The sequence below is a fragment of the Marichromatium sp. PS1 genome (assembly GCF_041155115.1).
Taxonomy (GTDB): domain Bacteria; phylum Pseudomonadota; class Gammaproteobacteria; order Chromatiales; family Chromatiaceae; genus Marichromatium; species Marichromatium gracile.
In genome coordinates this window covers 251556-265974 of sequence record NZ_BAAFHB010000004.1, presented here as the reverse complement: position 1 = coordinate 265974, position 14419 = coordinate 251556, and the positions used below count along the sequence as shown (strand labels likewise).

The following is a 14419-nucleotide window of genomic DNA, read 5'->3' as shown; positions in this document are numbered from 1 at the left end:
ATCCCCTCCTCCATTCAGATCACCTGTGCCTGTCTCAGCCGCTCGAGCAGCTCGCCGACCGACTCGACCCGGATCCCGCCGGCGCGCGGCTCGGGCGGATGTACCGCCAGCAGGCGCGGCCCCGCTGCCGGAGAGACCCCGAGCTGCTCGGCTCCGGTGTGCGCGATCGGCTTGCGCCGGGACTTCATGATGTCGGGGGCACGGATGAAACGCGGGGTGTTGAGTCGCAGGTCGGTGGTGATCACCGCCGGCAGTCGCAACGCCAGGGTCTGCAGACCACCGTCGACCTCGCGGACGACCTCGATGCCCTCGTCCACCACCTCGAGTCCGGAGACGAAGGTGCCCTGGGGATAACCGAGCAGACCGGCGAGCATCTGCCCGACCTGGTTGTTGTCGCCGTCGATCGACTGCTTGCCGAGCAGCACCAGCCCCGGCTGCTCCTCGCGCACCAGCGCCGCGAGCAACTGGGCGATCCCCAGCGGGCCGAGATCGGCATCCTCGGCCGTCTCGACCCAGATGGCGCGATCGGCCCCCATCGCCAACGCGGTCCGCAGCTGTTCCTGCACCGCCTTGGGACCGACCGAGACGGCCACCACCTCATCGGCCTTGCCGTCCTCGCGCAACCGGACGGCCGCCTCGACGGCGATCTCGCAGAAGGGATTGATGGCCATCTTGACGTTGGCCAGGTCGACGTCCGAGTGATCGGACTTGACCCTGACCCTGACGTTGTAGTCGATGACCCGCTTGATCGGGACCAGTATCTTCATGACGCTCCTCCTCGGGCCCCAGTCATCGACAGGGGCCGGTACGACGACGGTCGTCGCCTCGTCTCTCTCCATCACTCGATCTCGGTCGATACGGCGTTCAGGCCGTCGCGACCTCGCTCTGGGCATCGTTCGCCCACTGGCGCAGGAGATACTTCTGCAGCTTGCCGGTGGGGGTGCGTGGCAGGGTGGCGAAGACCACATGCTTGGGCGCCTTGAAATGGGCCATGCGGGCGCGGCAATAGTCGATCACCGCCTGCTCGCTAAGCTCGGCGTCGGCGACCAGGGTGATGAAGGCACAGGGCACCTCGCCCCACTTCTCGTCGCGCTTGGCGACCACGGCGACGTCCTGCACCAGCGGATGGCCGAAGAGCACCTCCTCGACCTCGATCGAGGAGATGTTCTCGCCACCCGAGATGATGATGTCCTTGGAGCGGTCCTTGATCTCGACATAGCCGTCCGGGTGCCAGACGGCGAGATCGCCACTGTGGAACCAGCCGCGATCGAAGGCGCGTCGGGTGGTGTCCGGGTTCTTCAGATACCCCTTCATCACCAGGTTGCCGCGGATCATGATCTCGCCCAGGGTCACGCCGTCCTGGCGGATCGGCTGCAGGGTGGCGGGATCGGCGACCATGATCGCCGCCTGCATCGGCATCCGTACCCCCTGGCGCGCCTTGAGCCGTGCCCGCTCCTCCAGCGCCAGCCCGTCCCACTCGTCGTTCCAGGCACAGGCCACACAGGGACCATAGGTCTCGGTCAGTCCGTAGACATGGGTGACCTCGAAGCCCATCGCCTCCATCCCGGCGATCACCGACGAGGGCGGCGGCGCACCGGCGGTCATCACCCGCACCGACTGGGTGATCGCGGCCTTCGCCTCGGCCGGCACCTCGTTGATCATCTTCAGCACGATCGGCGCGCCGCACAGATGGGTCACGCCCTCACGGGCGATGGTCTCGACGATGGTGTGTGCCCGTACATGACGCAGACAGACATTGACCCCGGCCATCGCCGCCATGGTCCAGGGGAAGCACCAGCCGTTGCAGTGGAACATCGGCAGGGTCCAGAGATAGACCGCGTGGTTGGGCAGTCCCCAGCTCAGCACGTTGTTGATCGCGCCGAGATAGGCCCCGCGATGGTGATAGACCACCCCCTTGGGATCACCCGTGGTGCCCGAGGTGTAGTTGAGGGTGATCGCCCGCCACTCGTCGTCGGGCACCGACCACTGATGATCGGGATCGCCCTCGGCGAGGAAGGACTCGTAGTCGATCTCGCCGATCGGCGCCTGGGCATCGGCGAAGTCCGGGTCGGCGATGTCGATCACCAGGATCTCGCGCTCGATGCGCGCCAGCGCCCGACCGACGACCTCGGCGCACTCGCAGTCGACCAGTACCGCCCTCGCCTCGGCGTGTTCGAGGATGAAGGCGATCGCCGGGGCATCGAGTCGGGTATTGATGGAGTTGAGCACTGCCCCGGCCATGGGCACGCCGAAATGCGCCTCGAAGTGTGCCGGAATATTGGGGGCGACGATGGAGACGGTGTCGCCGCGGCCGATCCCGCGCCGTTCGAGCGCGCTGGCGAGCTGGCGACAGCGACGATAGGTCTCGGCCCAGTCGCGCCTGATCGTGCCATGCACCATGGCCAGTTTGCGAGGATGGATCGCCGCGGTGCGCTCGATGAAGTTCAGCGGACTGAGCGGCTCGTGGTTGGCCGCTCTCGGCTCGAGGTCCTGCTCGTAGAGATCAACGACTGGCTCGGACATACGTTCCTGTAACTCCGATGGTGTTGAGAACCGCTTCCCTGATTTTCAGCCGGAAGCCTGCGCCTGCCTGATTGCGATTCGGCAATGACGCTATCACCCCAAAAACTAGCTTGTCAAACGATCGTGTGAAAAGTTTTTCGTGATTGCCACGACATCCCGCGGTCATCGTCCCATCGCGATCACGGCGACTCGGCAGCCGCGGATTGATCGCCCCCGGCTCCTGATGCAGGATGGGACAAGAACATCGAAGCCCGACGAGGGCGAGCGGATACACGAGAGGAGTCGCACGGGGTGACGAGATCTGGGGACTGGCCCACCGGGTTCATGCTGATCCAGGGCAACCGGCTGGAGTCACTGCGCGACCTGCTGACCACCTGGGTGGCACGCTACCCGCTCCACCCGCTCGAGGACGAGGTGGTGCTGGTGCAGAGCAACGGCATCGCCCAGTGGATCAAACTCGCCCTCGCCGAACCGCCGGGGGGCGAACTCGGTGGCGGCTGCGGCATCTCCGCCGCGCTGCGGGTAATGCTGCCGGGACGCTTCGTCTGGGAGGCCTACCGCGGCGTGCTCGGCGCATTGCCGCCAAGCTCCCCCTATGACAAGGCGCCACTCACCTGGCGCATCCACCGGCTGCTCGGCGAGCTGCTGCAACGCCCCGCCGATCCGGTGCTCGCGCCGCTACACGCCTTCATGCACGGCGAGGAGAGCGCGCGCCGACGTCATCAACTCGCCGAACGACTCGCCGACCTCTTCGACCAGTACCAGGTCTATCGCGCCGACTGGCTCGAGGCCTGGGGACGCGGCAAGGACATCCTGATCCGCGCCGACGCCACGCAACAGCCCGTGCCCGAGCAACAGCGCTGGCAACCGCTGCTGTGGCGACTGCTCCACCAGGACCTCGCCGGGACGACCACCGACGACCCGCTCGCCCAGGCCAGCCGCGCCGAGATCCACCGTCGCTTCCTCGCCACGGTCGAGGACGCCGCCCCGGCCCGGCTGCCGCGGCGGGTGATCGTCTTCGGCATCTCCTCGCTACCGCGCCAGACCCTCGAGGTACTCGAGGGCATCGCCGCCCACAGTCAGGTGATGCTCTTCGTCCACAATCCCAGCCGACACTACTGGGGCGACATCATCGAGGGTCGCGCACTCTTCGCCCGCGCCTATGGGCGCAACCACGCGCGCAAGGTCCCCGAGGACGTCGACGAGACCGCCCTCCATCTCCACGGTCACCCGCTGCTCGCCGCCTGGGGTCGGCAGGGGCGCGACTACATCCGTCTGCTCGACGAGCACGACCGGCGCGAGCACTACGAAGGCGTGTTCCGCCAGCAGTCGCTCGACATCGACCTGTTCGAGTCCGCCACCGAGCACCATCTGCTCGCCCAGCTCCAGGACGACATCCTCGACCTGCGACCGCTCGGCGAGCGCCAGCAGCAGAACACGGCGATCGATCCCACCGACGACCACAGCCTGGGCTTCACCATCGCCCACAGCGCCCAGCGTGAGGTCGAGATCCTCCACGACCAGCTGCTCGCCGCCTTCGTCACCGCCGAGGCCGAGGGCCGCCCACTCGCCCCGCGCGAGATCCTGGTGATGGTCCCCGACATCGACCTCTATGCGCCGCACATCGCTGCGGTGTTCGGCCGCATCCCGCGCCGGGATCCGCGTCATCTGCCCTTCCACATCGCCGACCAGGGCGAGCGCCACCGCAATCCGCTGCTGATCGGGGTCGCCACGCTGCTCGACCTGCCGCGAGCGCGCTTCACCGTCACCGAGTTGCTCGATCTGCTCGACATCGCCGCGCTGCGCGCGCGTTTCGGTCTCACCGAGGGCGAGCTGCCCCGGCTGCGCAGCTGGATCATCGGCGCCAACGTGCGCTGGGGACTCGACGGGCGCCAGCGCGAACACCTCGGACTGCCCGCCGCGGCCGAGCGCAACACCTGGCGCTTCGGACTGCGGCGGATGCTGCTCGGCTTCGCCGCCGGCGCGACCTGCGCCTGGCGCGGGATCGAGCCGCACGCCGAGGTCGGCGGCCTGGAGGCGACACTGCTCGGCCCGTTGATCGACCTGCTGGAGACCCTGGAGCGCTACTGGGAACGACTCGACCAGCCGCGCACCCCGGGCGACTGGGTCACGACCATCGAGCAACTGCTCGAGGATTGTTTCAGCCCCTGCGGCGAGAGCGACGAGCTGGCCCTGGCGCGCGTACGCGAGAGCCTCGAGCAGTGGGACGAGGACTGTCGTCAGGCCGACGCCGGCGCCGAGCCCCTGCCGCTGGAGGTGCTGCGCGACACCCTGCTGCGCGGGCTCGACGCACCCAGCCTCACCCAGCGCTTTCTCGGCGGCGCGATCAACTTCGCCACGCTGATGCCGATGCGCGCCATCCCCTTCCGCCAGATCTGGCTGCTGGGGATGAACGACGGCGACTATCCGCGCAACCATCGCCCCCCCGACTTCGACCTGATGGCCGACGACTACCGCCCGGGCGATCGCTCGCGCCGCGAGGACGACCGCTATCTCTTCCTCGAGGCGCTGCTCTCGGCACGCGAGCGGCTGTCGATCAGCTGGATCGGGCGCGACATCCGCGACAACACCCCCAAGACCCCCTCGGTCCTGGTCGGTCAGCTGCGCGACCACCTCGCCGCCGGTTGGCGCTGCGCCAACCCCGACGGCGACGGTCAGACGCTGCTCGCCGCGCTCACCACCGAGCACCCGCTGCAGCCCTTCAGTCGCGCTTACTTCCGCCCCGGTCGCGACCCCCGGCTGTTCACCTATGCCAGCGAGTGGCGCGCAATCCACGACACACCCGGCACCGACGACGACAGCGATCTCCCCACCTGGAGCCCGGAAGGACCGCTCGACCTGCGTCGACTCGCCCAGTTCCTCCGCGCCCCGGTCGATGCGCTGTTCCGTCAGCGTCTCCAGGTCGACCGCCCGCGCGCCAGCGAGCGGCCATCCGATGTCGAGACCTTCGCCCTCGACGGCCTGCTCAACTGGCAGCTCAGCGACCAGCTGATCACCGAACTGTTCGATCCCGCCGACGTCGAACTCGCACTCGCCCCCCGGCTGGAGGCCGCGCTCGAACGGCTGCAGGCCCGTGGCGAACTGCCCGCGGGCGCCCAGGGCGAGTTGCTCGCCGCCGGCATCGGCGAGCGACTGCTGCCGCTCCACCAGCGCTGGCAGACACTGCGTCGCGAGTATCCACGCGATCTCGGGCACCCCTCACCGCTCAGCCTCGAACACCGCACCGACGGCGATGTGGCGCTGCGTCTCGAGGACCAGCTCGCCCCCCGGCTCGGCGCCGAGCACCAGGACACACGCATCCAGCTCCGGCTCAGCGCCAGCAGCATCGTCAAGGACAAGCACTACCGCTGGCACCAGATCGTCGAGCATTGGTTGCACCATCTCGCCGCCCAGCTCACCGGTGAGCCGGTCGCCACCTGGGTGCTCACCCCGGCGGGTCGGCTGCACCTGCGACCGCTCGATCCCGAACTCTCGCGTACCCGTCTCCAACGACTGCTCGCGGCCTGGTGGGCGGGGATGCGCGCGCCGCTGCCGGCGACCCTGGAGACCGGCATCGCCTGGCTCGGACGCCGCGACGACGCCCCGGACCTCGAACCGTCTTTCACCGCGGCCCTGGAGCACAGCGGTTATCTCGCTCGCTGCTATCCCGACGCCTCAAGCCTCCAGCGACATCCCGAGTTCACCGACTGGGCCGAGCGGCTCTATACCGACCTGCACACCGACATCAAGAACCCCGACCAGGCCACCTGGGATGACAGCTGAACCCAATCGTCTCGACCCACTCGCCATCCCGCTCTGCGGCGCCCGTCTGATCGAGGCCAGCGCCGGCACCGGCAAGACCTTCACCCTGGCGATGCTCTATCTCCGTCTGGTGCTCGGTCACGGTGTCGCGCTCGGCGCGCGCACCCGGCTGCAGCCACCCGAGATCCTGGTGGTGACCTTCACCAACGCCGCCACCGACGAGCTGCGCGGGCGCATCCGCGCCCGGCTGGTCGAGGCCGCCGCCGCCTTCCGCTGTCCGGAGACTGACAGCGGCGATCCGTTGCTCGCCCGGCTGCGCGAGGAGATGAGCGCGCACACCGACCCCAACCTCTGCGCCCGTCATCTCGAACAGGCCGCCGAGTGGATGGACGAGGCGGCGATCTCGACCATCCACGCCTGGTGTCACCGAATGCTGCGCGAGCACGCCTTCGACAGCGGCAACATGTTCGAGCTGGAACTGGAGAACGATGCCGCCCCGCTACTGCGTCAGGCCGTCGAGGACTATTGGCGCAGCTGCTACGGCGACCTCGATCGCGCCACCCTCGCCCGGGTCCACGTGCACTGGTCGTCCCCGCTCGCGCTCGAACAGCGACTCGCCCGACTGCTCGGGCTGCGCGAGCACGCCCCGAGGGCGCCCGAACAACCACCCGAGACGATCATCGCCGACGTGCTCGAGACGCGTCGCCGACGGATCGATGCGCTCAAGCGGGCGTGGTCGGAGCAGGATTGGTGCGGCCAGCTCGAGACCCTCTTCGAGGAGGCCGCCGCGCGCAAGGCATTCAACCAGCGCCAGCTCAACAGCAAGCATCGCGCCGATGTCATCACGCAACTGCGTGCCTGGATCCTCGACCCCGAGGCCGAACACCCCGCACTGAAGGCCGACAGCCGCTCCTGGCAGCGCATGTCATCACGGGCCGTCGCAGAGATCTGGAAGGATGACGCCCCACCCGTCGATCATCCCGCCTGCCGTGCGCTCGAGACGCTCTTCGAGCAGCTCGCCGACCTCCCGGAACTCCAACCGCCGCTGCTCGCCCACGCCCTGCACCGGGTTGCCGAACGCATCGAGGAGGAGAAGCGCGCGCGCGCCCTGCTCACCCAGCACGATCTGCTTGAACGACTCGACCAAGCGCTGCAGGGTCCGCAGGGCGCGCGCCTGGCGGCCACCATCCGCCGTCAGTTCCCCTTCGCCCTGGTCGACGAGTTCCAGGACACCGACCCGCTGCAGTACCGCATCTTCGCCACCGTCTACCGCCCCGAGGAGAACGCCCCCGAGACCGGACTGTTCATGATCGGCGACCCCAAGCAGTCGATCTATGCCTTCCGCGGCGCCGACATCCACACCTATCTGCGCGCCCGCGCCGCCACCGCGCCCCGGCACTACAGCCTCGACACCAACTATCGCTCCTGCCCGGCGCTGATCGAGGGCATCAACGCGCTCTTCGCCCAGGCCGAGCAACGCCCCGGCGGCGCCTTCCTGTTCCGCGACCAGACCGCCGACCCGGTCCCCTTCCTCGCCGTCTCGCCCAATCCGAGCCGCGCCGAGGACGACCGCCTCAGGATCGACGGCGAACCCGCCCCGGTGCTCCAGGCCTGGGTGCTCGACGGCGATGAGGGCAAACCGCTCGGCAAGGGGGACTATGCCCAGCGGATGGCCGCCTGCACCGCGCGTACCATCGTCTCGCTGCTCGAACAGGGTGCCAGCGGGCGTGCCACCCTCCCCGATGGACGGGGCGGACACCGCCCGTTGCGCGCCGGCGACATCGCGGTCCTGGTCAATCGCCATCAGGAGGCCGCACAGGTCCGTGCCGAACTGCACCAGCTCGGCGTGGCGAGCGTCTATCTCTCCGAGCGCAACAGCGTCTATCAGAGCCGCCAGGCCCACGACCTGCTCCTGCTGCTGCGCGCCGTCGCCGATCCCTTCGACGAGCGGCTGATGCGTCAGGCGCTGGCCTGCGACCTCATCGGCCTGCCGCTCGACCAGCTCGACCGGCTCAACCACGACGAACTCTACTGGGACGACTGCGGCGAACGGCTCAGGCGCTATCACCAGCTGTGGCGCACCCAGGGGGTGTTGCCGCTGCTCTATCGCGTCATCGCCGACTTCGCCATCGCACCCCGGCTGCTCGCCCGCGCCGATGGTGAGCGTGCGCTCACCGACCTGCTCCATCTCGGCGAGCTGCTCGCCCGCGCCAGCCAGCAACTCGACGGCGAGCAGGCCCTGGTGCGCGCGCTTGAGGCGCGTATCCAGGGCGAGAGCGGCGAAGATGCCGAGACCCAGCAGCTGCGACTGGAGAGCGACGCCGACCTGGTGCAGGTGATCACCATCCACAAATCCAAGGGGCTGGAGTATCCGTTGGTGTTCGTCCCCTTCGTCGCCACCACCCGTCAGGTACGCAGCGACGACCTCCCGCTCAAGACCCATGATGCCGAGGGCCGACTGCGGCTCCATCTCCATGCCGCGCCGACGCTGGTCGAGCAGGCCGATGGCGAGCGCCTCGGCGAGGACCTGCGCAAGCTCTATGTCGCCCTCACCCGGGCGCGCGACGCACTCTGGCTCGGACTCGGCGCCACCAAGGAGCTGCCGGTCACCGCGCTCGGTCATCTGCTCGGGATCGACGAACCCTCTGCGCTCCGAGAGAGACTCGCGCACTGGCCGGCACTCACCACGCTCGACGAGCCGAGAGCGACCACGCCGCTCGCGCAAACCGCGGCAGAGGTCTCGCTCGACAGCGCCCGGCCACCACCACACCGGCCACCACGCCCCTGGTGGATCACCAGTTACTCGGCGCTCGCCCGCCACAGCGCCAGCGAGGAGCCCGACGACACGCCGGGCGAGCGCGAGACCGCCGCCCAGGAGACCGCCTTCGAGGAAGCGCTGGCCGAGGCCCCGAGGGCGAGACCGGTCGAGCCGACGCGCCTCACCGGGCTGCACGCCTTCCCGCGCGGCAGTCGCTACGGCACCTTCCTCCACGGCCTGCTCGAATGGGCCGCGACCCTCGAATGGCGCGCCCCCGAGGGCGAGACCCTGCGCGGCTACCGCGCCGCGCTCGCCGCCACCGCGCTGCGCCGCGAGACCATCGCGCGCCGCTGTAACAGACGCGGGCTGACCGACTGGATCGACACACTCGATCAGTGGCTCGCCGGCTATCTGACGCGCACCTGGTCGCTCGCCGCGATCGACGGCGCCGATCTCCGGCTCACCGCACTCGACCCCGAGCGCCTCCAGGTCGAGCTCGAGTTCTGGATCCAGACCCGCGCCGTCGACACCGCCGCGCTCGATGCCCTGGTGCGCCGCTACATCGCCCCCGGCGCGGCGCGCCCGGCGCTCGAGCGCCAGCGCCTCGAGGGCATGCTCAAGGGCTTCATCGACCTGGTCTTCGAGCACCAGGGACGCTTCTACCTGCTCGACTGGAAGTCCAACTGGCTCGGCCCGGACGATGCCGCCTACGCTCAGACGGCGATGCGCGAGGCGGTGCTCGCCGCGCGCTACGACCTGCAGTACGCGCTCTATCTGCTCGCGCTCCATCGTCTGTTGCGCGCGCGCCTGCCCGACTATGACCCCGAGCGTCACCTCGGCGGCGCCATCTACGCCTTCCTGCGCGGCGCCGCGGCAAGCTCTCAGGGGCTCCATCTCGACCGCCCGCCAGTGGCCTTCGTCGAGGCGCTCGACCGGCTCTTCGCCGGCGAACGGGAGGCGGCGGCATGAACGACATGAACGAGACGGCCCGGACGCTCTTCGACGAGCTGGCCCTGTGGGTCGAACAGGGTGTACTGCGCGCACTCGATCTCGCGCTCGCCCGCTTCGTCCAGCGCGAAGCGGGCGAGCAGGACCCGGCGGTGCTGCTCGCCGTCGCCCTGGTCAGCGAGCGCAATGGTCACGGTCACGTCTGTCTCGACCTCGGCGATGCGCTCGCCCACCCCGAGACCCTGCTCGCCAGCGACACCGAGCGCCCGCCCGAGCCCGGCATCCACGACGCGCTCACCGCCCGACTCGCCGGGCTCGACCCCGCCGCCTGGGCGGCGCGACTCGGCGCCAGCAGCGCCGTCTGCGATCTCGCCGGCAGCGACGACGACGGCGGCGCGCCGCTGGTGCTCGCCGGCACGCCCCGACGCCCGCTGCTCTATCTGCGCCGCTACTGGCGCTACGAGCGGATCATCGAACAGGGCATCGCGCAGCGTCTGGCGCGCCCTCAGCCTCTCGACCCGGCACGGCTGCGCCCACTGCTCGCCGATCTCTTCCCCGCCGAGCACGGCGATCCCTGGCAGCGGATCGCCTGCGTGCTCGCCGCGCGCAGTCCCTTCGCGGTGATCACCGGCGGTCCCGGCACCGGCAAGACCACCACCGTGGTGCGTCTGCTCGCACTGCTCCAGGGGCTCGCGCTCGCCGCCGACCGGGCGCCGCTGCGCATCCGTCTGGCCGCCCCCACCGGCAAGGCCGCCGCCCGACTCAACGCCTCGATCGCCCCTCGGGTAGCCGATCTGCCGGTGGCCGAGTCGCTGCGCGCGACCATCCCCACCGCGGTCTCGACCCTGCATCGGCTGCTCGGCCCGATCCCCGACAGTCGCGCCTTCCGCCACCACGCCCGCAACCCGCTCGACGCCGACCTGGTGGTGATCGACGAGGCCTCGATGGTCGATGTCGAGCTGATGGCCGCGCTGATCGAGGCGCTGCGCCCCGAGACCGCGCTGGTGCTGCTCGGCGACAAGGACCAGCTCGCCTCGGTCGAGGCCGGGGCGGTGCTCGGCGATCTCTGCCGCCGCGCCAGCGCCGGACACTACACCGAGGCGACCGCCGCCTGGGTCGGCGCCGCCTGTGGTCAGTCACTCCCGCCCGAGACCCTCGACGATGCCGGCACACCGCTCGACCAGGCCATCGCCATGCTCAGGCACAGCTATCGCTTCCGCGCCGAGGGCGGGATCGGCGCGCTGGCCCAGCGCATCAACACCGAGCCCGCGCCCACCCGCACCGAGATCCAGGCGCTCTTCACCGCCCCCCAGCAAGAGGCGCTCGGGGTGATCGCCGAACTGACGGTCCGGACCCCCGACGATCCCGCGCTGATCGACCTGGTGGTCTCCGGCTACCACGGCTATCTCCGCCTGATGCGAGCGCAGGCCCCCGCCGCGGAGGCCGACAACACCGAGATCGACGACTGGGCACGCGCCGTGCTCGCCGCCCACGGCGAGTTCCAGCTCCTCGCCGCGCTGCGCCACGGCCCCTGGGGTGTGGCCGGACTCAACGCCAGGATCGCTGACTGGCTCACCCGCGCCGGGCTGCTCGACGGCACCGATCACGCCTGGTTCGCCGGGCGACCGGTGCTGATCACCCGCAACGACTACGGGCTGCGGCTGATGAACGGCGACATCGGCATCGCTCTGGAGACGCCGCTGCGCGACGCCGACGGTGGACAGCGGCGGGTGCTGCGTGTCGCCTTCCCGCACCCCGACGGCGGCGACGCCATCCGCTGGGTGCTGCCGAGCCGGTTGCAGGCGGTGGAGACGGTGTTCGCGATGACGGTGCACAAGTCCCAGGGCTCGGAGTTCACCCATACCGCCCTCGCCCTGCCCGACCACCCCACCCCGGTGCTCACCCGCGAGCTGATCTATACCGGCATCACCCGTGCCCGCGAGCGTTTCACCCTGGTCCATCAGAGCCCACGGGTGCTCGAGGCCGCGCTGCGGCGCCGCGTCAGGCGCGTCAGCGGGCTACGGCTGGGCGCCGAAGACGAGGAGCAGAGATCATGACCGCCCTGCCTGCCTCTGCGCTGCGGCTCTGCTGCGACCCCGAGCGACTGGCCTTCACCACCACCGCCGAGCTGCAGCCGCTGACGGGCTTCATCGGTCAGGATCGCGCGCTCGAGGCGATCGGCCTGGCCATCGACATCCGTCATCGCGGCTACAACCTCTTTGCCATCGGTCCGGCCGGCAGCGGCAAGTCGGCGCTGGTGCTCGATGCGCTGCGACGGCGCGCTCGACGCGACCCGCTCCCGGACGACTGGTGTTATGTGCACGACTTCAGTCATCCACACCACCCCAGGGCGCTGCGCCTGCCACCGGGTCAGGGCCCCGGACTGGCCCGCGACATGGAGCGGCTGGTGAGAGACCTGCAACGGGCACTGCGACGCGCCTTCGAGAGCGACGACTACCGCAACCGCGCCCGCACCATCGAACACGGTCTCGAACAACGTCGGGAGCGGGCCTTCGAGAAGATCGGGCAGCGCGCCCGCGCGCGTGGTGTGGCACTGCTGCGTACCCAGGAGGGCCTGAGTCTGGCGCCACTGCAAGAGGGCAAGGCGATGGCGCCCGAGGCCTTCGCCGCGCTCGCACCCGAGCAGCGCGCAAGCATCGAGACCGAGATCGAGCAGCTGCGCGAGGCGTTGCACGCGGTGATGGATCAGGTGGCGCGCTGGAAGCGCCATTGCGAGGAGGAGATCGACCGGCTCAACAGCGATCAGGCGCGCGGCGCGGTGCGTCATCTCTTCGAGGAGATCGAGCGCCGTCACCACGGCCAACCCGACACCCTGGCCTATCTGCATGCGGTCGAGGACGACGTGATCGCACACTTCGACCAGTTCCTCGTCACCGACGAGGAGCCGCAAAGCCCCCAGGACGGCACCCCCTGGATGCATCGCTACCGGGTCAATCCGCTGCTCTCGCACCAGGACGATGCCGGCGCGCCGGTGGTGCAGTGCGACCTGCCCAGCCCCCGCGAGCTGGTCGGGCGCATCGAGCACCGCGCCGTGCTCGGCGCGCTCGAGACCGACTTCACCATGATCCGTCCCGGCGCGCTGCATCGCGCCAACGGCGGCTATCTGGTGATCGAGGCACGCAAGCTGCTCGCCCAACCCCTCGCCTGGGAGACGCTCAAACGCGCGCTGCACAACGACGAGATCCGCTTCGACTCGCCCGAGGGCGGCAACGGCCCGCTGACCACCGTCTCGCTGGAACCCGAACCGATCCCGCTCCGGGTCAAGGTGGTCTTGCTCGGCGAGCACATGCTCTATGCCCTGCTCGCCGAGGCCGACCCGGAGTTCGAGGAGTTGTTCAAGGTCAGCGCCGAATTCGAGGAGCGGCTGCCGCGCGACCCCGAGCACGAACACGCCCTGGCGCGACTGGTCGCCAGCTGGGTCCGGGATTCGCGGCTACGTCACTTCTCGCGTACCGCCGTCGCCCGGGTGATCGAGCACAGCGCCCGGCTCGCCGGCGAGCGCACGCATCTCAGCGGCCAGATGCGCGCGCTCGCCGATCTGGTCCACGAGGCCGACCATCATGCCGGGGTCCGCGGCACCGAGCTGGTCGAGGCCGAAGACGTCGATCGGGCGCTCGCTGCGCGCCGGCGCCGCTGCGACCGCATCAGCCGCCGCATCCAGGAGGCGATCCTCGAGGACACCCTGCGCATCGCCACCACCGGGCGCCTGCCGGGCCAGGTCAACGGCCTGGCGGTGGTCGAACTCGGCGCCAGCGGCTTCGGCCACCCGGTGCGGATCAGCGCCAGCGCGCGCGCCGGCGAGGGCGAACTGATCGACATCGAGCGCGAGGTCGCGCTCGGCGGGCCGCTCCACTCCAAGGGCGTGCTGATCCTCTCGGGCTTCATCGCCGGGCGCTATGCCCGCCACCAGCCGCTCTCGCTCGCCGCCAGCCTGGTGTTCGAGCAGTCCCACGGCCCGATCGACGGCGACAGCGCCTCGGCCGCCGAACTCTGCGCCCTGCTCTCGGCGCTCTCCGGGCTGCCACTGCGTCAGTCGCTGGCGATCACCGGCGCAATCGATCAGCACGGCGCCATCCAGGCCATCGGCGGGGTGAACGAGAAGATCGAGGGCTTCTTCGCGCTCTGCCGGGCGCGAGGGCTCGACGGCGAGCAGGGGGTGTTGATCCCGACGGCCAACGTCAGGACGCTGATGCTCTCGAACGAGCTGGTCGCGGCGGTCGCCGCCGGCGAGTTCCACATCCACGCCGTCGCGGACATCGACGAGGCCATCGCCCTGCTCACCGCGACCCCTGCCGGGGAGCGCGACGGCGCCGGTCGCTACCCCGAGGGCAGCGTCAACCAGCGTGTCGAGCAGACATTGATCGAGCATGCGCGGGCGATCGCAGCCGCCCGACGGGACTGAGATCG

General features: G+C 69.9%; 6 protein-coding genes. 4 read left to right on the top strand and 2 right to left on the bottom strand.

Going from position 1 to position 14419, the window contains the following annotated elements:
• Positions 1–14: 14 nt before the first annotated feature.
• Both ACAM26_RS10390 and ACAM26_RS10385 read right to left on the bottom strand, forming a co-directional pair.
• On the bottom strand, positions 15–767 hold the full coding sequence (locus ACAM26_RS10390; protein ID WP_123140265.1) for an electron transfer flavoprotein subunit beta/FixA family protein: 753 nt from the start codon (positions 765–767) through the stop codon (positions 15–17).
• 97 nt (positions 768–864) lie between these two features.
• Positions 865–2523 carry an acyl-CoA synthetase gene (locus ACAM26_RS10385; RefSeq protein ID WP_369613576.1) on the bottom strand — a complete coding sequence of 553 codons (1659 nt, stop codon included), beginning with the start codon at positions 2521–2523 and terminating at the stop codon, positions 865–867.
• Between the two features lie 291 nt (positions 2524–2814).
• Here ACAM26_RS10385 and recC point away from each other — a divergent pair, with 291 nt between their 5' ends.
• Genes recC through ACAM26_RS10365 form a run of 4 tightly spaced genes read left to right on the top strand, consistent with a single transcriptional unit; the run spans position 2815 to position 14414 of the window.
• A complete protein-coding gene (gene recC / locus ACAM26_RS10380) occupies positions 2815–6306 on the top strand; it encodes an exodeoxyribonuclease V subunit gamma (RefSeq protein WP_369613575.1) in 3492 nt (1163 codons plus the stop codon).
• Positions 6296–10012 carry an exodeoxyribonuclease V subunit beta gene (gene recB / locus ACAM26_RS10375; protein ID WP_369613574.1) on the top strand — a complete coding sequence of 1239 codons (3717 nt, stop codon included), beginning with the start codon at positions 6296–6298 and terminating at the stop codon, positions 10010–10012. The genes recC and recB overlap by 11 nt, the downstream gene beginning before the upstream one ends.
• Positions 10009–12048 carry an exodeoxyribonuclease V subunit alpha gene (recD, locus tag ACAM26_RS10370; RefSeq protein WP_369613573.1) on the top strand — a complete coding sequence of 680 codons (2040 nt, stop codon included), beginning with the start codon at positions 10009–10011 and terminating at the stop codon, positions 12046–12048. The genes recB and recD overlap by 4 nt, the downstream gene beginning before the upstream one ends.
• On the top strand, positions 12045–14414 hold the full coding sequence (locus ACAM26_RS10365; protein WP_369613572.1) for a Lon protease family protein: 2370 nt from the start codon (positions 12045–12047) through the stop codon (positions 14412–14414). The genes recD and ACAM26_RS10365 overlap by 4 nt, the downstream gene beginning before the upstream one ends.
• The last annotated feature ends 5 nt before the right edge of the window (positions 14415–14419 follow it).